The 20,088-nt window shown below is 31.4% G+C and carries 17 protein-coding genes; 12 read left to right on the top strand and 5 right to left on the bottom strand.

Features of this window, described 5'->3' with window-relative positions; all coding sequences use genetic code 11:
* Positions 1–283 precede the first annotated feature (283 nt).
* From H0I26_RS11930 to H0I26_RS11910, 5 genes are all read right to left on the bottom strand, one after another.
* On the bottom strand, positions 284–649 hold the full coding sequence (locus H0I26_RS11930) for a methylglyoxal synthase (protein WP_218699173.1): 366 nt from the start codon (positions 647–649) through the stop codon (positions 284–286).
* Entirely contained in the window at positions 650–1,513 is an 864-nt protein-coding gene (locus H0I26_RS11925; protein WP_218699171.1) for an N-acetylglucosamine kinase, read from the bottom strand.
* 92 nt (positions 1,514–1,605) lie between these two features.
* Positions 1,606–2,607 carry a type I glyceraldehyde-3-phosphate dehydrogenase gene (gene gap, locus H0I26_RS11920; protein ID WP_218699169.1) on the bottom strand — a complete coding sequence of 334 codons (1,002 nt, stop codon included), beginning with the start codon at positions 2,605–2,607 and terminating at the stop codon, positions 1,606–1,608.
* A 28-nt stretch (positions 2,608–2,635) separates the two neighbouring features.
* On the bottom strand, positions 2,636–3,622 hold the full coding sequence (gene pfkA / locus H0I26_RS11915; protein WP_218699167.1) for a 6-phosphofructokinase: 987 nt from the start codon (positions 3,620–3,622) through the stop codon (positions 2,636–2,638).
* Between the two features lie 159 nt (positions 3,623–3,781).
* Complete coding sequence (locus H0I26_RS11910) at positions 3,782–8,161, bottom strand: translocation/assembly module TamB (RefSeq protein WP_256935115.1); 4,380 nt, start codon at positions 8,159–8,161, stop codon at positions 3,782–3,784.
* 191 nt (positions 8,162–8,352) lie between these two features.
* Here H0I26_RS11910 and tsaD point away from each other — a divergent pair, with 191 nt between their 5' ends.
* The 12 genes from tsaD to H0I26_RS11850 all read left to right on the top strand — a co-directional run bounded on the left by tsaD (position 8,353) and on the right by H0I26_RS11850 (position 20,087).
* The gene (tsaD, locus tag H0I26_RS11905) at positions 8,353–9,375 is read left to right on the top strand and encodes a tRNA (adenosine(37)-N6)-threonylcarbamoyltransferase complex transferase subunit TsaD (RefSeq protein ID WP_218699165.1); all 1,023 of its coding nucleotides are present in this window, start codon (positions 8,353–8,355) and stop codon (positions 9,373–9,375) included.
* 92 nt (positions 9,376–9,467) lie between these two features.
* Positions 9,468–10,100 (top strand): peptidylprolyl isomerase, encoded by a 633-nt coding sequence (locus H0I26_RS11900; RefSeq protein ID WP_218699163.1) that lies wholly within the window; start codon positions 9,468–9,470, stop codon positions 10,098–10,100.
* Complete coding sequence (locus H0I26_RS11895) at positions 10,101–10,805, top strand: 16S rRNA (uracil(1498)-N(3))-methyltransferase (protein WP_218699161.1); 705 nt, start codon at positions 10,101–10,103, stop codon at positions 10,803–10,805.
* A 3-nt stretch (positions 10,806–10,808) separates the two neighbouring features.
* Positions 10,809–11,450, top strand: a complete 642-nt coding sequence (locus tag H0I26_RS11890; protein ID WP_218699160.1) for a DUF4159 domain-containing protein — start codon at positions 10,809–10,811, stop codon at positions 11,448–11,450.
* Between the two features lie 39 nt (positions 11,451–11,489).
* Complete coding sequence (locus H0I26_RS11885) at positions 11,490–11,996, top strand: TrmH family RNA methyltransferase (protein ID WP_218699158.1); 507 nt, start codon at positions 11,490–11,492, stop codon at positions 11,994–11,996.
* 24 nt (positions 11,997–12,020) lie between these two features.
* Positions 12,021–13,115 (top strand): AI-2E family transporter, encoded by a 1,095-nt coding sequence (locus H0I26_RS11880; RefSeq protein WP_218699156.1) that lies wholly within the window; start codon positions 12,021–12,023, stop codon positions 13,113–13,115.
* Positions 13,108–14,298 (top strand): class I SAM-dependent methyltransferase, encoded by a 1,191-nt coding sequence (locus tag H0I26_RS11875; RefSeq protein WP_218699144.1) that lies wholly within the window; start codon positions 13,108–13,110, stop codon positions 14,296–14,298. The genes H0I26_RS11880 and H0I26_RS11875 overlap by 8 nt, the downstream gene beginning before the upstream one ends.
* Before the next feature lie 326 nt (positions 14,299–14,624).
* Positions 14,625–15,011 (top strand): type VI secretion system tube protein TssD, encoded by a 387-nt coding sequence (gene tssD / locus H0I26_RS11870; protein ID WP_101018444.1) that lies wholly within the window; start codon positions 14,625–14,627, stop codon positions 15,009–15,011.
* A 93-nt stretch (positions 15,012–15,104) separates the two neighbouring features.
* Entirely contained in the window at positions 15,105–15,500 is a 396-nt protein-coding gene (gene tssD, locus H0I26_RS11865; protein WP_136584800.1) for a type VI secretion system tube protein TssD, read from the top strand.
* Between the two features lie 254 nt (positions 15,501–15,754).
* Entirely contained in the window at positions 15,755–17,521 is a 1,767-nt protein-coding gene (locus tag H0I26_RS11860; RefSeq protein WP_218699142.1) for a type VI secretion system Vgr family protein, read from the top strand.
* Between the two features lie 18 nt (positions 17,522–17,539).
* Positions 17,540–19,018 (top strand): T6SS phospholipase effector Tle1-like catalytic domain-containing protein, encoded by a 1,479-nt coding sequence (locus H0I26_RS11855; protein ID WP_218699141.1) that lies wholly within the window; start codon positions 17,540–17,542, stop codon positions 19,016–19,018.
* A 1-nt stretch (position 19,019) separates the two neighbouring features.
* Entirely contained in the window at positions 19,020–20,087 is a 1,068-nt protein-coding gene (locus tag H0I26_RS11850) for a DUF2931 family protein (protein WP_218699139.1), read from the top strand.
* Position 20,088 lies beyond the last annotated feature (1 nt).

Here is a 20,088-nt window from a genome sequence, read left to right as displayed (position 1 = left end):
AATAAAATTAACATTGACTACTTACTTATTAATTTCAACTCAAAATAATGATATTATAGTTAATGTAATAGATGAAAAATAGGCAATATTAAATTACTGAAATTAATGATAAACCGCATGTTTATTATAAGTATCACAGATTACAAAAAAAAGATAGTTCTCTAATTTCGAAATTTAATTACAAAAAAAAAGATAGTAAAAAAAGTGAAAATTTTCTTACTATCTCATGTTATTTATTGCAGAAAACAGATAAAATTAAAGCGCTAATCTTAAATATTGTTGTTTATTGAAGCGATTTCATGAAAAGTTCTGCACTTGCTAAGTTAGTTGCTAACGGTACATCATGTACGTCACATAGACGCATTAGCATTAGTACATCTGGTTCATGCGGATGCTTTTCTAAAGGATCTCTAAAAAAGATAACCATTTTACACTTGCCTTCTGCTACTCTTGCGGCTATTTGAGCATCCCCACCTAAAGGTCCTGATAATAATCGTAATACTTCAAAACCAGCTTTTTTAACTTTTTTCCCTGTTGTACCCGTCGATACTAATGTGATTTCTTTTTGATGAAGAATAACTTGGTGTTGATTAAGAAACTGTACCATTTCCGCTTTTTTGCCATCATGCGCAATTATTGCTATCTCCATTTAGGCTATCGTTTTTGTATGAAAAGAAACTAATCCTTCAATTGGACGCCTTTCAAAATTACCAACTTTAAACCCTAGTTCCTCGGCAACAGCTTTTATTTCATCTTGACAGAAAAATGCTATAGAACCAGCAAAATGTACTGGTACTGTTTTAATTTCTTCTTTATATTGCAATATCATATTTTTTGCAAAACGTCTAATTCCTGTTTTAATTAATTCTAATATATATGTAGAATCTTTATTTAATATCATAAACTCGGCAAAATGAGCTAAATAAGCATTAGGATTAGGTTGTTTATAAAGATTATATTTTATATAATCAGCTTCTAAATTGTGTTTATGTGCAAAAGCAATCCTAATATCTTCCGGCATGTGATTAAAATAGTAATCTCTAAGAAGCTCTTTTCCGTAATAATTACCTGACGCATCATCCATTATGGTATACCCTAGAGATTTTACACGCTGATGTAGCTTTATTCCATCATAATAACTACAATTAGAACCTGTCCCTAAAATACAAACCACAGCAGCTTCTGTTGGAGTATTAATGGTTGCATATACAGCTGCCATAGTATCTTCATCTACTAAAATATCTGCCTTTGGAAAAAACTCTTGTAGAATAACTTTAAGCATTAAACGTGGGTTTTCTGTTCCACACCCTGCACCGTAAAAAAAGACATGTGTTACCTTATCTCTATTATCCTTTAAAGCCGTACTCTTTTTTAATATTTTTTTAATTTTTTTCTCAGAAAGTATAGCAGGATTTAAGCCTTTAGTGCGTATTTTTTCAAGTAATTGGTTTCCATTTTTGTCTACTGCTATCCAATCGCATTTTGTAGAACCACTATCAACAACTAAAATCATAATTCAAAAATTTATTGTAAGATAAAAAAAAGCACAGTAAAATGTATTTAAAATTACATTTTACTGTGCTAATCATATAAGTAATGTATAAATTATAGTGCGTTTATTTTTTGCGCTAAATCTACTAATTTATTTGAGTATCCAAATTCGTTATCATACCAAGAAACTAATTTAAAGAATGTCGAATTTAATTCGATAGCTGAATCTGCATCAAACACACTTGTTTGTACTTCGCTAACAAAATCTTGAGACACCACAGCATCTTCAGTATAACCTAAAACACCTTTCATAGCACCTTCAGATGCTTTTTTCATAGCTGCTTTAATTTCTGCTAAAGACGTTTCTTTTTTAGTTTTAACTGTTAAATCAACTACAGAAACATCCACTGTTGGTACTCTAAAAGCCATACCAGTAATTTTTCCATCTAATTCAGGGATTACTTTACCTACTGCTTTTGCAGCTCCTGTAGATGTTGGAATGATATTATTTAAAGCACTACGACCTAAACGGTAGTTTTTACGTGATGGTGCATCCACAGTAAATTGTGTTGAAGTTGCAGCATGAATAGTTGTCATTAAAGCTTCTTCAATACCAAAATTATCTTCAATTACTTTAGCTAAAGGTGCTAAACAATTTGTTGTACATGATGCGTTTGACACGATAGTGTTTGCTGCAGTTAAAGTATCATCATTTACACCCATTACAAACATTGGTGCATCTTTACTTGGCGCCGAGATCACTACTTTTTTAGCACCACCTTCAATATGGTAGTTTGCTGTTTCTAAAGTTGTGAAAATACCTGTACATTCTGCAACAACTGTTGCTCCTGCTTCATTCCATTTTAAATTTTTAGGATCTTTTTCTGCAGTAATACGGATTGTTTTACCATCTACTACAAGATTTCCGTCCTTAACTTCAATAGTACCATCAAATCTTCCGTGTACAGAGTCGTATTTTAATAAGTATGCTAAATGATCTACATCTAACAAATCATTAATCGCAACAACTTCTACGTCGCTACGTTTTACAGTCGCTCTAAATACGATACGACCAATTCTACCAAACCCGTTTATTCCTAATTTTAATGTTGACATATTATTGTTTTAGTTTATTCAATTTATATTATGTGGTCATGATATCTGACACACGAATTAATTCTTCGTTAATTTTTGATTTTCCTTTTACTGCTTGTTCCAATGGTGTTAATTGTATAGAGTCGCTTAACAATCCAACCATATAGTTAGATTTACCCTCCAATAAACTTTCTACTGCTTTCACGCCCATTCTAGACGCTAGTACACGATCAAAACAAGACGGAGACCCTCCACGTTGCATATGTCCTAATACAGAGACACGCACTTCATATTCGGTCATGTTTTCTTCTACGTAATCCTTAAGCTCAAAAACATTTTTACCTATTTTATCACCTTCAGCGACTACCACAATACTTGATGATTTTCCAGACAGCTTACTACGTCTTAAAGATTCTAACAAACGTTCTAACCCTAAATCCTCTTCAGGAATTAAAATTTCTTCAGCTCCTGCTCCAACACCCACATTTAATGCAATATGGCCAGCATCACGCCCCATAACCTCGACAAAGAATAAACGGTTATGCGAACTCGCTGTATCTCTAATCTTATCTATAACTTCAACCACTGTATTTAAAGCAGTATCGTATCCTAAAGTATGAGACGTTCCGAAAATATCGTTATCAATAGTTCCTGGAATACCCATTACTGGGAAATCAAATTCTTGATTAAAGATCAAGGCTCCAGTAAATGTACCGTCTCCTCCAACAACCACTAATCCATCTATGTTTGCTTCTTTTAATGAATCATATGCTTTTTGACGCCCTTCCTTAGTACGAAACTCTTTAGATCTAGCAGATTTTAAAATTGTTCCACCTTTATTTATAATACCTTTAACGTTACGCGCTGTTAGCTCTTTAAAATCGCCTTCTATCATGCCTTCATATCCACGATAAATTCCGGCACATTCAATATTGTAATAGGCACAAGTTCTGGCAACAGAACGGATAGCTGCATTCATCCCAGGAGAATCTCCTCCCGACGTCATTACAGCAATTTTTTTTATATTTTTTGACATGTATTTTTACTTATTACAGTAAAACTAATAAAGAAATATTAGATAATACATTGCTTTTACTAAAATTTAACGATAACCTTAAAACTATAACGTTTTCGTTAATAACTTAATAAAATACAGCATGTTAATTATTAAAAAGCAAGATTAAAGTACTTAGAATTACTCTTTTTTAAACCTACTATCCTCAGGCAATGGAGAGCTGTTTTCTACGTTAGGTTCGGTTGCTTTATTGTCTTTTAATTGTACTGGATTGTCGTCTTCTTCTTCCTGAGGATTGAAAATTTTACGCATTAATTCACCAAACGTATCAAAAGACACACTATAAGATAACCCTAATCCTTGTGTATAGCCAATTTCTTCTCCAAAATTCCGAATACTATTCTCTCTATTAAAGACTTTAGCGGTAAGTGTTCCTTCCTCATTTAATAAAAAATCAATTTGTAAATCGCCCGCAATAACAGAATCTCCTAACCCTCCTACAGGAACACCAACTTTACCATTAATTAAAACACGATCAGATATTTTAGTCTGTAATGTTAATCCCACTCGATTGTCTGTTTGATAATCAGGGTTATTAGAACCTGCCTCAAAATTAACGCCTACATTGAGCTTACCATCTCCACTGGACAATAAATTATTTACTAATCCATTTAATCTTTCTGTTAATGTTCCAGAAAAATTAAGATCATTAAACCCACTACTAAACGCACCAGTTGTAATTAGGTATAATGCTTGACTTTCTTTTTCTTCCTTAGAGTCTAACCTATAATTAAGCTCTGATTTTATTGTAGACTCGGTAGTTGGAAAAGCAAAACTATAGTCAATTTCAGGTCTTTCTAACTTATCAGATAACTCGATAAATAATTCTACAGGAATACTTCTGCTTATTGGATTATCTAATAAAGGAGATGGATTTGCACGTGTAGCATATTTTGCTTTAATTTGAATAATAGCATCTAGTGGTGGCCCATTCCATTGTATATTACTAACATAAGGCTCTACAGTAAATTTCTTTTCTATGATACCTCCATATAAAAAGTTATAGACGCCTTCATAAACGACAAAATCACCATACATATTAAATTTATCATTGGTATTAATTTCTATTAACAAACCACCAACACCACGACCTGTAATTGTACTACCGCTAGCTTTGTCCATTAATATTTCAATCTCCGCATCTTCAGTAACGTCTAATTCAAAATTTAAATCTAATCCTGCTTCTACAAGATTTTCAAGAATAATACCTTTTTGTTTAGCTTCCTTCTCTTCTAGACTTAAAAAATGAATGATGGAATTATCTCCAAAATCTTCATTATCATTTAATGGTATTTTAAAAACAGTTCCTTTTTTCGTCTGTGCAATGACATTAATACTCAAACCTTCTGTTGGACCAAAAATAGACGCAGACCCCCCTATAAATCCAGTACCGTAATATAAAGAGTCTTCATTTTCTTTTGTATCTAGCACTAAAAGTCTAGGTGTTTCAAGGTTTAAGTCCAGTTTCCATTTAGAAAAATTAGTATGACTAATACTACCATCCAAAACACCCTTAGTATTTTCTTTACTATCAGTAATATTAATTTTATTGAAGAAAAAACTTTGGTTTTTTAAAGAGACCGACGCTTGTTCCTGAAAGTCATAATCAACATTCAAATAAGGTACTCCCAATCCCCCATTATCAATATTTAATTGTCCGTTAAACTCTGGATTATTTAAATTACCGACCACTTTTACACTTCCTAAAACGTCACCTCTAATGTTATTTAATACGCCTTCTAAAAATGGATTAAGCAATTGTAAACTAAATTGGTTAAACCCTAAATCAACATCAATAAAAGCATCATCATTAATGACATTAACATTTCCTATTGCCGTAAACGAATTGGTCGCATCATCTTTAATCTTAGCCTCAATTTTATACCTAGATAACGTTGCATTCCCTTTTATTTTAGCGTCAAAAGAGCCTAAAAAAGTTTCGTTAACTTCCAAATCGTCAATAGTAATGGCCGCATTTGGCAGGTAATTTCCGTTTTGTTGTAAAATATCTAAGTCACCATTAATATTACCTGCTAAAGAGAGTTTTTCAACTTCAGGAATAATTTTATTTAAATCAACATCTTTGAAATTTAGTTTTAAATCTTTGTATGTGGAATCTCTGACTGTACCTTTAAGTTTAATTTCTTCATTCTCATGATTCATTACAAGTTCCTCAATCTTAAAATCGTTTAAATCACGATCAAAAATTATTTTATTTAACTTGTTTTTATCGTCATTGACAAACCATTTATTGCCCTTAAATGTAACATCACTCTTTTTAAAACCTAAAACGGATAAGTTGTCTTCATTAATAGTATGATAAAAACTTAAATTATATGCATCATCATTGCGTTTTCCTCCTTTAAATTCTGAACGCATAAACAAGGTATCATTAAGCGTTACATTAATCAGATTAAATTTAGAGATATTATAATGCTTCGTATAAACACTATCAATTTCTACGTAAGTGTTAAATAATGGGTTATTGTTATCAACCTGCAACTCTATAGAATCCGCGAAGTAATCTAACAATTTAATTTTAGGTGATTTAAATGTTAACTTAAAAGCTTTTTCATTACTCTCCACCCTTCCTCTTATAAAAGTATTAGCTCCAACTTCTACTTCCGGTAAAAAGACTTCGACTATTTTATTATAAATTTTAAAATTAAAATCTATATATTGATTTCCCTCAATTTTATTTGGCACATAATTGGCATAAATACTTTTAATTGAGTTTTCAAAAAGTAATTCCAAATCATTAAATTTAAAATTCCCTTTTAATTGCCCTTCAACTATTTCTGGCGAATTAACTTTTATGAATCTTTCGTTGTCTACAAACTCCGAGCTAATGGCAAAATCTTTAAATGTGTACGTATCGTTTTCATTTTTATAGACTGTATTTTTAAAATTAATACTACCGACAGCATCATCAATAGTATTAGCAGTCATCTTCATGTCAACACTACCACTAAACTCTGATTGCTCATCTCTATTATATAAATTAAGTGCTTTTAGATTGGCATATTCTACATTTGCGACAAAATCAAATGTTCTCACATCGTCTGATAAATCAGCTAAACCATCAAATTCTAACTTTAAATTTTTATCGTTAGAAATTAATTTTCCATTAAATTTACTTTGTTTGTATTGTCCGTTTACTACTATATTTTGGTAATTGTAATTATTGTAATTGATACTGTATATATCACCTTTCAATTTAGTGGTAAGAATTTCTTTTTTAAATCCATCACCATCTACATCCACATTAAAAGAAGTCGTTCCTAACTTAGGATCGTCTAACATTTCACCTAAATTAAATTCGTCTAAAATAATATTACCTTTATAAGAGGCATAATCTATATTATCAATATTAGACATTTCTAAATTAGAGTTTACAAGCCCAAGCGCTGTACTAATTTCTATATCGGCTATAATTTTATGAGAGGTAATGTTTGTAGAACCCACTGCTGTAAAATTTCCAAGCTTACCAAATATTGATGGAATAGATTCTCCTAAGACATTAGGCAAAAGGTCTTTTAAGTCCTTATAATTAGAGGATAAATTATCAAAGTTCCCTTGCATAGCAAAATTATCGGCTTCGCTATTAAATAAATTTTTAAAATTTAATGTTCCATAAATCTTAGTGTTTCTACTAGTATCTAACTTTAAATTTTCAGTTGTCAAATTATTTAAAGTTCCTGATAACTTTGTGGAGAAGTTGGCGTATTGATTTGCTCCAAATTCATTATAAAACACATTTAATTCATCTAATAGAATACGTCCTTCTGTAAAATTGGCTGAGACTTTAACCTTATCTTCAAATTCTTTAAAATCGGCCCTATCATAATTAAAAACTAACTCCCCTTTAATAAAAGATTCGTGTGTTTTTAAATTAAGATTATCAAAACGCATTTCTGATAACGTATACGAAAAATCAGAGGTTAAATTTTCTAATTTCAAGCCACGACTATCTTCAAATTGCATCGTGTTTATTCTGCTCTTCACATTACTCCCATCAATCAGAAAATTGGTTCCGTTTAAATTAATTTTATTAAACCTAACAATTTGCGGTGTCTCTTTGTTTTGATCTATTAACTTAAAAGTCCCGTTAGAAATAGTTATATCGCTTGATGATAATAAAAATTCACTTTTCTTTGGTCGTGGGTTATCACTATCAAACCTAGCTACAAATACATCTAAATTAGTACTTAACTCGTCTTTATAAGTCACAATATTAAACACGAAATCTTCTACACTTATATCCCCGAAATTAAGTTTACCATTGTATAATTTTCTGAAATTAATTATGGATGTGTTAAGTGTTGTGGCACTAATCAGTGTGTCTTTTTTAAAATCCCTGATTAAAACACCTTTGATTTCTACCTCTCCATTGTATTGTAAACCAATTTTTTCAATATTTATATTGGTCTTATATTCGTTATTAACCCAGTCTGTTGTATATTTTGCAACACGAGTCTGTACTGCAGGGATTAAAAACACCAGGATCAAAATGATGAATAGCAATAGCAAGATCGCTATTAATTTACCTACTATTTTAAGAAATTTTTTGATACTGCTTTTAGAGTTAAAAATTATTTATAATATCTTACTTTTGCCTTTTGAAAACAAAAGTAGTTTTAGTTGTTAATCATTGCATCAAAATTAACAATTATTATGCCTAAAAATAACTAATGGCTTCACAAAATATTTATATACTTGGAATTGAGAGTTCTTGCGACGATACAGCAGCATCCGTAATCCACAACGGAAAAATATTAAGCAACATCGTCGCAAGTCAAAAAATACACGAACAATATGGCGGTGTTGTGCCAGAATTAGCTTCTCGCGCACATCAACAAAACATCGTCCCTGTGGTTGATCAAGCTTTAAAAATAGCAGGAATTACAAAAGCGGAACTTAGTGCTGTTGCTTTTACAAAAGGCCCCGGATTAATGGGCAGTTTATTGGTTGGAACATCCTTTGCCAAATCTTTAGCTTTTGGATTAAAAATACCATTAATTGACGTTAACCATATGCAAGCGCATATATTGGCACATTTTATAGAGGAAGAAGGCTTCAATACCCCACCGTTTCCTTTTTTAGCAATGACTATTTCTGGCGGCCATACACAAATTGTAAAAGTCAAAAATCATTTTGATATGGAAGTCATTGGTCAAACTATTGATGATGCGGTTGGCGAAGCGTTTGATAAAAGTGGAAAAACGTTAGGATTAGGATATCCTGCAGGGCCAAAAATTGATAAATTAGCAAAATTAGGAAATCCAAAAGCTTATCCCTTTACAAAACCACGAGTTGATGGCCTAAATTTTAGTTTTTCGGGATTTAAAACTGCTGTTTTATATTTTATACAGAAACAAGTCAAATTAAACCCTAATTTTATTGAAGAAAACCTCAATGACATTTGTGCTTCAATACAATATACAATTATTGGTATTTTAACAGACAAACTGAAATTAGCCGTAAAACAAACAGGTATTACACATATTGCAATTGGTGGTGGTGTTTCTGCAAATACAGGAATAAGACAAGCTTTAAAAGAAGGTGAAGCCAAGCATGGTTGGACGACTTACGTTCCTAAATTTGAATTTACCACAGATAATGCGGCAATGATTGCTATTGTGGGATATTTAAAATTTCTAGAAGGCAATTTTGCGACACAGAATGTCATGGCCAATTCTAGACTAAAATTATAAATAGAATTACAAACATTATAAAATCTCGTATCAATAATCGCCATTAAGACTATATTTTTTTGTTTTTTTGTCGAAATAATTACAAACTCAAAATGAAAAACCTACTTACATTAGCTCTTTGCTTACTTACTATTTCAACGTTTGCCCAAAAATCTCTAGAAAAAGAATTGGACACCATAACAACAGTGGCACAAGCTGAAAAATTTTTAGAAACTAAAAAGTCTAGAAAAAACAAAATGTTAATTTTTAACGAAGAAAAGCATAAAACGAAACTAGCTACAAAACTATTGAATAATAGTGTGGGTAGCACGGAGGTGGTTAAATCAGAATTTAATGTCACACATTATAAAGTCATTGATAAAACCCAGGAAAGACATTACAGAATAAGTTACATTTATTTTGATGGTAACCAATTGGAAACTTCAAAAATTGTAGAATATAAAAATGAAATTTTAAAGTCTTACGAGGATGGTATTCGTTTTGATGACTTAGCTAAACGTTATTCAATGGATAGAAATGCTAATCGTGGTGGTGATTCTGGTTGGTTAAAAGAAGGAAGTATGCCTGCCGAAATAGAAGCACAAGCTTTTAATTTAGATAATAAATTAGGTACGTTATACACGGTTAGAATTCCGGAACCTAATGGGTTTTATGTGATTTTAAAAACAGAACGTATTAGAAAAATTAAAGAAATAAAAGTACTTAAAGTTATATCCAAAGATTAGATGCAGCTTTTTTACAATCCAGATATAGACGCTAATACAGAGCAATTTATTTTTCCTAAAGATGAAAGTCGACATATTGTCAAAGTTTTAAGAAAACAAACTGGCGACTTATTATACATCACTAATGGTAAGGGGTATTTGTTTAAAGCAGAACTGGTTATTGCTGATCAAAAAAAGTGTGTTATTACTATTTTAGACACGACATTACAGGAACCGCTAAATTACAAATTGCATTTAGCGGTTGCTCCAACAAAAATGAACGATCGCTATGAGTGGTTTTTAGAGAAAGCTACGGAAATAGGGATTACAAGCATCACACCTATTATTTGCGATCATAGCGAAAGAAAAGTCGTAAAATTAGAACGATTTGAAAAAATCATTCAGTCTGCGATGAAACAATCTTTAAATTGCTACTACCCTATTATAAATCAACCAATATCTTTTAAAGAATATTGTAATCAAGAATTTTTGGGTGATTTATATATTGCGCATTGTGAAAAAACAGACAAAAAAACATTAAAATCTCAAATTTCATCTACAAATGAAATCACTATTTTAATTGGTCCTGAGGGTGATTTTTCTGTTAAAGAAATAGAAATTGCAATTAAAAATAAATTTATTCCTGTAACTTTGGGAAACACACGTTTGCGTACAGAGACTGCTGCCATAGTAGCTTGCCATAGTGTTGCATTTGTAAATGAGTAACTTATGAAACTTAATTTTTTTATTTTATTGTCTTTCTTTTCCCTTTTTTCTTTTGGTCAAGATTTAGCCATATTAAAATATAAAGGTGGTGGTGACTGGTATAGTAATCCTACAGCTTTAACAAACCTAATAAAATTTTGTAACGAAAATATAGATACACAACTAACAGAAAAACCGGAAACGGTTGAAGCTGGTAGTGTTGATCTTTTTAGATTTCCGTTATTACACATGACTGGACACGGTAATGTGCTTTTTGAAGAAGATGACGTTACTAATTTAAGACGTTATTTAAAATCGGGAGGCTTTTTACATATCGATGATAACTACGGTATGCAACCCTATATTACTAGAGAACTTAAAAAAATATTTCCAAACCAAGAATTAGAAGAATTACCAAGTACACATCCCATATTTAGTGTTGCTTTTCAGTTTAAAGATGGACTACCCAAAATACACGAACATGATGGTAAACGCCCACAAGCATTTGGATTATATAATAAAGAACGTTTAGTTGTTTTATTTACTTTTGAAAGTGATTTAGGAGACGGTTGGGAAGATCAAGAAGTCCATAACGACTCAGAAGAAGTACGTTTAAAAGCATTACAAATGGGAGCAAATATTATAAAATATGCCTTCGAAAATTAAGTTACGGATAAGAAATACAACATTTTGGAGAATTAAAACATGCAACACACACATTATACCACTAATTTTAAACAACATCAATTTCCAATAACCGTCGTTTGCGAAAATGTAACAAATGCGCCAAATATAGGAAGCTTATTTAGAGCTTGCGATGCTTTTGGAATAGAAACCCTAATATTTTGTGGTTCAGATATTCCATTAGGGCGTAAAATGACTAAAACGTCTCGCGCCACTGAAAAAGTAGTCAATTACCAGGTTGTAGATTCTGCTTTGGAAGTGGTCAACCAGCTTAAAAAGGAAAACTACGCCATTATAGCCTTAGAAATAACAACCAATAGCCTACCTCTAAATCAGTGTGTTTTTAACACTAATCAGCCTATTGCTTTAGTGATTGGCGATGAAAATTTTGGTGTCTCAGAAGCCATTTTAAAATTAAGTGATACCATAGCTCACATAGATATGTTTGGACAAAATAGCAGCATGAATGTTGTCCAAGCAACAAGCATAGCACTTTATGAAATTACTAAACAGTTATTGATAAAATAGAATACAAAATTCTATATTTACATTATGACATCAAAAACAATATCAAACGGAATATTAAGAGCAGTAGCCACGATAGTTGGGATTATTGTTTTAATATGGTTTACATACAAAATACAATCTGTATTAGTTTACCTAGTAATTGCTGGTATTATTGCTTTACTAGGAAGACCATTAGTTGTCTTTCTTAAAAACAAATTGAAATTTTCAGACACATTAGCGGTCGTCACGTCAATGCTTATTTTCTTGGGCTTACTATTTGGTATTATTAGCATGTTTATACCTTTAATTATAGAACAAGGTCAAAATTTAGCACTATTAGACATTGATTTATTACAAACAAATATTGAAAATTTATATACTGAAGCAATAAGTCATTTTGGATTAAATTCTTCAGAAGTAGAAGCGTCTATAAAAGATTCCAAATTTATGTCAAGTATCAATTTTGGAGTTATTCCTGAATTTTTAAATTATATTATTTCAGGATTTGGAAGTTTTAGTATCGGGCTATTTTCTGTGTTATTCATCTCTTTTTTCTTTCTAAAAGACAGTAAATTAATGAGTACTGGCTTAGTGACTGTCCTTCCAAAAAAACACGAAAAACGTTTAAGAAAATCATTTGTGACCATTCGTGATTTATTAACGCGGTATTTTGGTGGTTTGCTATTACAATTATCAATATTATTTATAATCTACTCCATAGTACTATTAATTTTTAATATTCAAAATGCTGTAATAATAGCCACGCTTTGCGCCTTATTAAACATCATACCTTATATAGGACCAATAATAAGTGCTTTTTTACTTATTCTATTGAGTATGTCAAGTAATTTAGGCGAAAACTTTAGTGATGTTATCCTACCTAAAACAATCTATGTCATGATTGGTTTTGTAGTTGCACAATTAGTTGATAATTTTTTTAGTCAACCTTTTATATTCTCTAAAAGTGTTAAATCACATCCTCTAGAGATATTTTTAGTAATCATTATAGCAGGTTTACTTTTCGGTATTATAGGAATGATAGTGGCAATACCAACCTATACAGCTATAAAAGTAGTCTCTAAAGAGTTTTTATCGGAGTATAGAGTAGTAAACAAATTGACTAAAGGTTTAGATGACTAGTTTTAATAAATCCATTTTAAATAGCGAAATCCAAGATTTTATAAATAATCACGTAAATTCTGATATTGCCGAATTAGCTTTAAAAGGACTCCCATTTCCAGACCATTTAAAGCAGGACATAATTACACAAATCGAAGCTAAAAAAAGATGTGAGAAAAAATTATCGACTTGGTTTAATACGCCAAATATTTATTTCCCATCTAAGTTAAATATTGAACAAACTTCTTCTGAAGTTACAGCGCAATACAAAGCTAATCTAGTTTCAGGCCAATCGTTAATAGATTTGACAGGTGGATTTGGTGTTGATAGCTTATACTTCTCTAAAAAAGTAAACGCAGTAATACACTGTGATATCAATAAAGCATTATCCAATATAGCAGAATATAATGCCTCTGTTTTACAGGTCAAAAATATTGAATTCTACGCAAGTAATGGCATTGAGGTTTTAAGTCAAACCTATCATACCTTAGATTGGATATATGTTGATCCTTCTAGAAGAGATGATCTAAAAGGAAAAGTCTTTTTATTAAAAGAGTGTCTACCTAATATTCCTGAGCATTTAACTATGCTGTTTAAACATTCAAAAAACATATTAATTAAAACGTCCCCGTTATTAGATATAAGTTCAGGCATCAATGAGCTCCAAAATGTAAAAACCATACATTGCGTTGCTGTAAATAATGAAGTCAAAGAATTACTTTGGGTTTTAGAAGAAAATTTTAAAGGTGACATTGAAATAAGAACAAGTAATCTTAAAAATGGTGAAAATCAACAATTTAATTTTATATTAAATAACGAAAATATTGAAGATGCAGAATATAGTCTACCGCTCACTTATTTATATGAACCCAATGCCGCTATTTTAAAGTCTGGAGCATTTAATAGTGTTGCAAACACGTTTAACATCTATAAGTTACACAAGCACTCTCATTTATATACAAGTACTAATTTAATTAACTTTCCAGGAAGAATATTTAAAATAGATAACACTATTAACTACAACAAAAAGGAGTTTACTAAACACATAGGTTTCAAGCAAGCCAATGTTACCTCTCGTAATTTTCCCGAAGCAGTAACTCAGATAAGAAAAAAGCTTAAAATAAAAGATGGTGGTAAACACTATCTGTTTTTTACCACTGATTTAAACCATTCAAAAATCGTTATAAGCTGTTCTAAACTCTAGTTTAGACTAATTTATTATCGAGTATCAATTTAGGTTTCAGATTTAACTACTAGCGCTACATAGGAGACCCATTTTAGTTGAGATATTCCACAGTAACTACTGCTATTAATTCAACTTGAATACTCATTTTAAATGTTCTTAATCTTCACTAACAAAAAAAACTATCCTATTGAAATACAATTAATTAATAATGTGTAGTATTAATCAATTATGCTTTTAGACGATTAAATTGACATTTTGACGAATATATTTGCCAGCGCTCTACGATGTCTATAGATTTAAAGTATGCCAATAATGGCTTTTAAATTTATTAAATATTTTTTATTATGGCTTTCAAAGCAAAACTTAAAGTAGGTGGACAAGAGTACAATGTATTAAGTTCTTCTTACGAATTACACCAAGAAACTGACGCTACAGGAAGACCTTCTTCTATTACTAGAGGAGGTAAAATTAAATTAACTGTTGAGTCTACTGCAGACACTAGTCTTTCTGACTGGATGTTTAACAACTTCGAGCGTAGAGATGGATCTGTTGTCTTCTTAAAAAGAGATAGCGAATCTACTTCTAAAGAATTAAAATTCACAGAAGGTTACATGGTTAAGTATTATGAAAATTTTGATTCGACTGGGAAAAACCCAATGTCTGAGTCTTTCATAATTTCTGCTAAAGGAATCGGTATTGGAAATGGAGAACATGTTAATGACTGGGTTTAATTTAAACTCTTCTAATTATCATTATGTATTACTAAAGGGAGAGCTTATGGCTACTCCCTTTTTTTTTCTTTATTCATTTAAATTCCCATAATTATGTCATTTTTAGCAAAACTAAATATCGATGATGACCAAATGAATGTTTTAGAATGCTCCTTTGGGTTTCACCAAGGCGCTGATAATACAGGTCGACCATCACAAAAGCCTCGAGGAGGTCAAATAACTATTCTTATAGAATCCACAAATAAAACAGACTTCTTAGAGTGGATGATTTCTAGTAATATGACAAAAAATGGTAGTATTGTCTTTTATAAAAGAGATAATTTATCTAGTCTTAAAACCGTAGATTTTAGTGAAGCCTATTGCCTTGACTATGTCGAAGATTTTGATGCTATTGGCTCGCAACCGTTAAAAACGCGTGTTGTAATTTCTGCAAAAGAGGTCAGTATTAAAGGGACAACATATACAAATAACTGGCCAGCAAAAATGTAGTACTTAAGACGTCCAGACCCACCCCTTTTGCCGTATATCTATCTGTAATACAATGTTTAATACTTTTATTTTTTATATATAGTATCATTTGTTGTCCTCTAATTTGTTAATACATTGTATTGTGATTATTTCAAACTTTCACTAAAAATGTAACGTACATTAATAAGCACTGTACATGACAGAAAATATTTGGCTTACTTATAAAGACTATTACATATCATAATTCAACCTTGTTTTAATAATATAATAAGACTATGGCATTACAAAGCAACACTACTATATTTATATCAGGAACAGAGATTTCTGCATTTAAATCAATACAATTGCATCAAAGTATAGACTCACATCATAAGCTAGAGCTTGTATGTCGTATGGATGTATTAGAAAACCTAACACAAACATTAGGCGAGTCTAGTAAAAATTACTTAGGAGAAACAATAACCATTCAAACAGCTTCTATAGATACGTTTAGCGGTTACAGAGCTTTAGAATTTAAAGGTATTGTATCACAAATAACAACCGTAAAAGGACATGAAGCAAGCACTGGGGATGAAGTTGTTATTACAGCATTAAGCCCAACCTTTATTGCCGACGATGGGCCACATTATGCCTCTTATAATGATGTATCACTGTCAGAAATACTAGACCTAACCTTTAGCGACTATGACAAATCTAAATTAGAAGTACTCATACAACCTAATAACACCACTACCCTACACTATTCTGTTCAAAATGGAGAAAGCGCTTATGCCTATGCTAGTCGATTAGCCGCACAATATGGCGAATGGTTTTATTATAATGGTTCTAAACTTGTATTTGGACAACCAGAAACTGAAGAATTAGCATTGACCTACGGTTTTGATCTTAAACAGTACAATTTAAGCCTGTCACCGCAATCCCATAATTACAAATTTTATGCTAACGATTATCTTTTAAACGATGTCCACGAAAAAGATGCTAAAGATGTTAGTTCCGGTGCCAGTGGTTATAGTGGTTTTGTCTCTAGTAAATCAAATACAATCTATAATAAGCAAACCAAAGTATGGCATAATATATATAATGACCCGCAAGCAAAACAACGATTAGATACGAGTATAGAATTACAGAAAAAAGCTATAGAAATACAGCAAGTAAAACTAAACGCCGTTAGTGATAATCCTGGAGTCAAATTAGGAAATATTGTAAATATAGAAGGTGCTAATTACAGAGTTACAAGTATCACACATAGCAACAGAGAAAATGGCGATTACGAAAACAGATTTGAAGCCATAACAGCCGATTTTGATGCCTATCCTAACACCAATATCAATGCGTTTCCTAAAAGTGACACACAAACTGCTGTAGTTATGGAAAATGCAGATCCAGAAGGATTTGGTAGAATACGTGTACAAATGCCTTGGCAAAAAACATCTGGAGAAATGACCCCTTGGATACGTATAGTTACACCACACGCTGGAGGTGACAAAGGATTTCACTTTATTCCAGAAATTAACGAAGAAGTTTTAATTGGATTTGAAGGTGGTAATGCAGAGCATCCCTATATGCTAGGTAGCTTATATAATGGTGGTGGCAAAGCAACAGCTTTTCAGAGTGATGCTAATGATATTAAAGCTATAAAAACCCGAAGTGGTCATACCTTTGAGCTTAATGATGCCAATGGTTCTGAAAGTATTACTATTACAGACATGAATGGTAATATTATAACTATAGATACAGCTAATAATAACATTACTGTTACAGCCTTAGAAAACATGACGCTTAATGCCAAAAACATGCAGATAAATGTTGAAGAAAATTTAGACGTTTCAGTAGGTAAAAATAAAACGGAATCCATTAATGAAAATTCTTTTATTATGGCTAATAATGAAGAAAAACAAGTTGGTGAAGAAATAAAAGTAATTAGTGCCACTTATAAGCAAGAAGCTCAAGAAATTACTACAGATGCTAGCGGAGAGATAAAAACCAATGCAGGTGGTAAAATTAGTATTTCAAGTGCCGAAACTGTAGAATATGGAGAATAATCTAAAAAATGTAAAACTATGCCTATAGGATTAACAGCAGCACCTGTTGGAGCATCAGCTTCCAGAAGTCTTTTTAGTGGATTAAATGTGAATACCGCAAAAGTAAATGTTGGTAACGCTGACTATGAAGAACACATTCCTGAGGATCACGTAAACGTCACAGTGGGTATTTTCTTTGATGGTACATTAAACAATAGAAAAAACACAGAAGCAAGATTAGAACACGAGAAAAAAGTTAAAGGCGAATCCTATAATAAAAAACTTGCTGATTCTTACAATAAAGATAAATGGTACAGCTCTAAACAATCTGGAAGTTATAACAACGATTTTTCTAATGTTTCTAGAATGGAACCTGCTTACGAAAAGATTAAAGAAGAAAAACTCATCCAATTATCGCTATATATAGAAGGTATCGGTACAGAAGATCTTGAAGACGATGGTACTTGGGGCAAATCTATGGGAAAAGGAGCAACAGGTGTAAAAGGAAAAGTAAAAAAAGGATGTGAAATGATTGCGGCTTTTTTAGAAGAGGCAGGAATTAAAAAAATAAACAGATTACAAATAGACAGTTATGGCTTTAGTAGAGGTGCTGCAGCTGCAAGACATTTTATTTTTGAAATTAATCAAAAAAAAGGAGAAAATAAAGAGGTAGATAATGGTTTAGGATTGTTTGAATATCTTGGAGATAAATATGCTGAAGATGGTGGTGTATTAGGCGAAGAATTAGCAAATAAAAAACTTACTCCTAAACTAAAAACTACAGTCCGTTTTGTTGGGTTGTATGATACCGTTGCTTCTTTTGGAATGAAACACACAAATGATACCGCTCAATTACATTTAGATGCCATTTCTAAAGCAAGTTTCACATTTCAACTTGCTGCTGCAGATGAACATCGTGATAATTTTAGATTAACCAATATAAAAAAAGCCCGCCAAGGTGTGCAAAAGTTTTTACCTGGTGTACATTCCGATATTGGTGGTGGATATACCGATAAAGCAGACGAAGAAGTTACTTTAGATTATGCCACAATCAATTACATAGAAAAAATGGAAGTTGAGCGTCAAAATTTAATAGATCTTGGTTGGTATTTACCAGGACAAATTAAGATAAATAACAATTGGGGCTCACTACGTGCCGAAAGAAAAGGAATATCTAATAAATACAGCCATATACCATTACATGTTATGGTTGAGTATTCATTAAAAAAGGTAGTGAAATATGATTTTTCACTAATTAATGAAGATTTTCCTATAAAAAATGAAGATGGTAAAAAGGTGAAACTTACAGACGTTAAAAAACGTATTGATGCTTATGTAAAAGGCGAAAAAGAAGCCATTACGTTTAATACACCAACAGATAAAGTGATGCTTAAAAATTTAAGAAACGAGTATTTTCATTTCTCTGCACATTATAATGATAGAGTTTTAGGTTTAATAGCTCCTATGTCTCCAAATAGAGAAAACGGAGTAAGGACTAGAGTTATACAAGACGGTTAAAATGAAAAAATTAAAGATTATTTTGGTAGTAGGTTTTATTAGTTTAATTACTTTAAACTGTAAAAACAAAACAACATCCACTAATACGCATACAATGAATTTAGACAAAAAGGAAAATAAATTCGAATGGCTACCAACAGAATGTGCTCCTGAGGCATATCCAATTAGAATACATAATGGTACATTCTCTTTAAATGGGGAATTAATAGCAAATATACCAAGTGGTGGGCGTACCGTTAAAAATGGTTGGGGAGAGTTAGGTTCTACCTATATTGTTGGAGAAGATTTTAAAGCTGTACCAGACTATCTAGATATTACTTGGATGTCTTACGCTGAAAACACATTTTACAAAGGAAGTTTTAAATTACCTTACGATAAAATGCTAGCACTATTTAATATAGGATTTTTAGATAGAAATAATAAACATGCCACTTACACGCGAATAGTTTGTGGTATGGCACCTGGAGGTATCGTTTCTATATGGCTTCTAGGCGGAGGCAAAATAACTGAAATAGATCATTTTAAAGCGAATAAAATAGAACTATCAATGGAAGAATTTGTGCCTAATGCTGTAATTAGTCGTGAAGAATATGTAAAAAACAGGCTAAATAGTTTAACTGATGAAGCTAAGATTCATCTTCAAACAGAAGGCGTTACTTATGGTTTATGGACAGAATATAGAAAACGTTATAACTGGAAACCAGTATTTAGACTAAAAACAAAAGGCGATTATTTCGAAATTTTTATAGAATATGTTAATGGAGAACGTATTTACACTGTGGCTAATAATCCAGAATTTAAAGACTATAATCTGCTAGCTCTACCTAAATACGCAAAATTATATTGGGAAGATGCAAACAAAAATATTTATGGAAGTAAATTGTATTTTAATGAAGATGAAGTAAAAAAAGCTTTTGAAACTATAAATAACACCTCAGAAAACAAAAAACTAGACCTTGTATTTGAGGTTGATAAATACAATGGGAAAATGGAAATTTCATTAAAAAGTGAGACAGAGATTGTTAAGTTAGAAAACTTAACAATTAAAATATTTGAAACTACTAAATAAT

Origin of the sequence: Olleya sp. HaHaR_3_96 (assembly GCF_019278545.1) — a bacterium.
Taxonomy (GTDB): domain Bacteria; phylum Bacteroidota; class Bacteroidia; order Flavobacteriales; family Flavobacteriaceae; genus Olleya.
The sequence above is the reverse complement of the archived record's forward strand: the minus strand, read 5'-3'. Positions and strand labels throughout refer to the sequence as shown.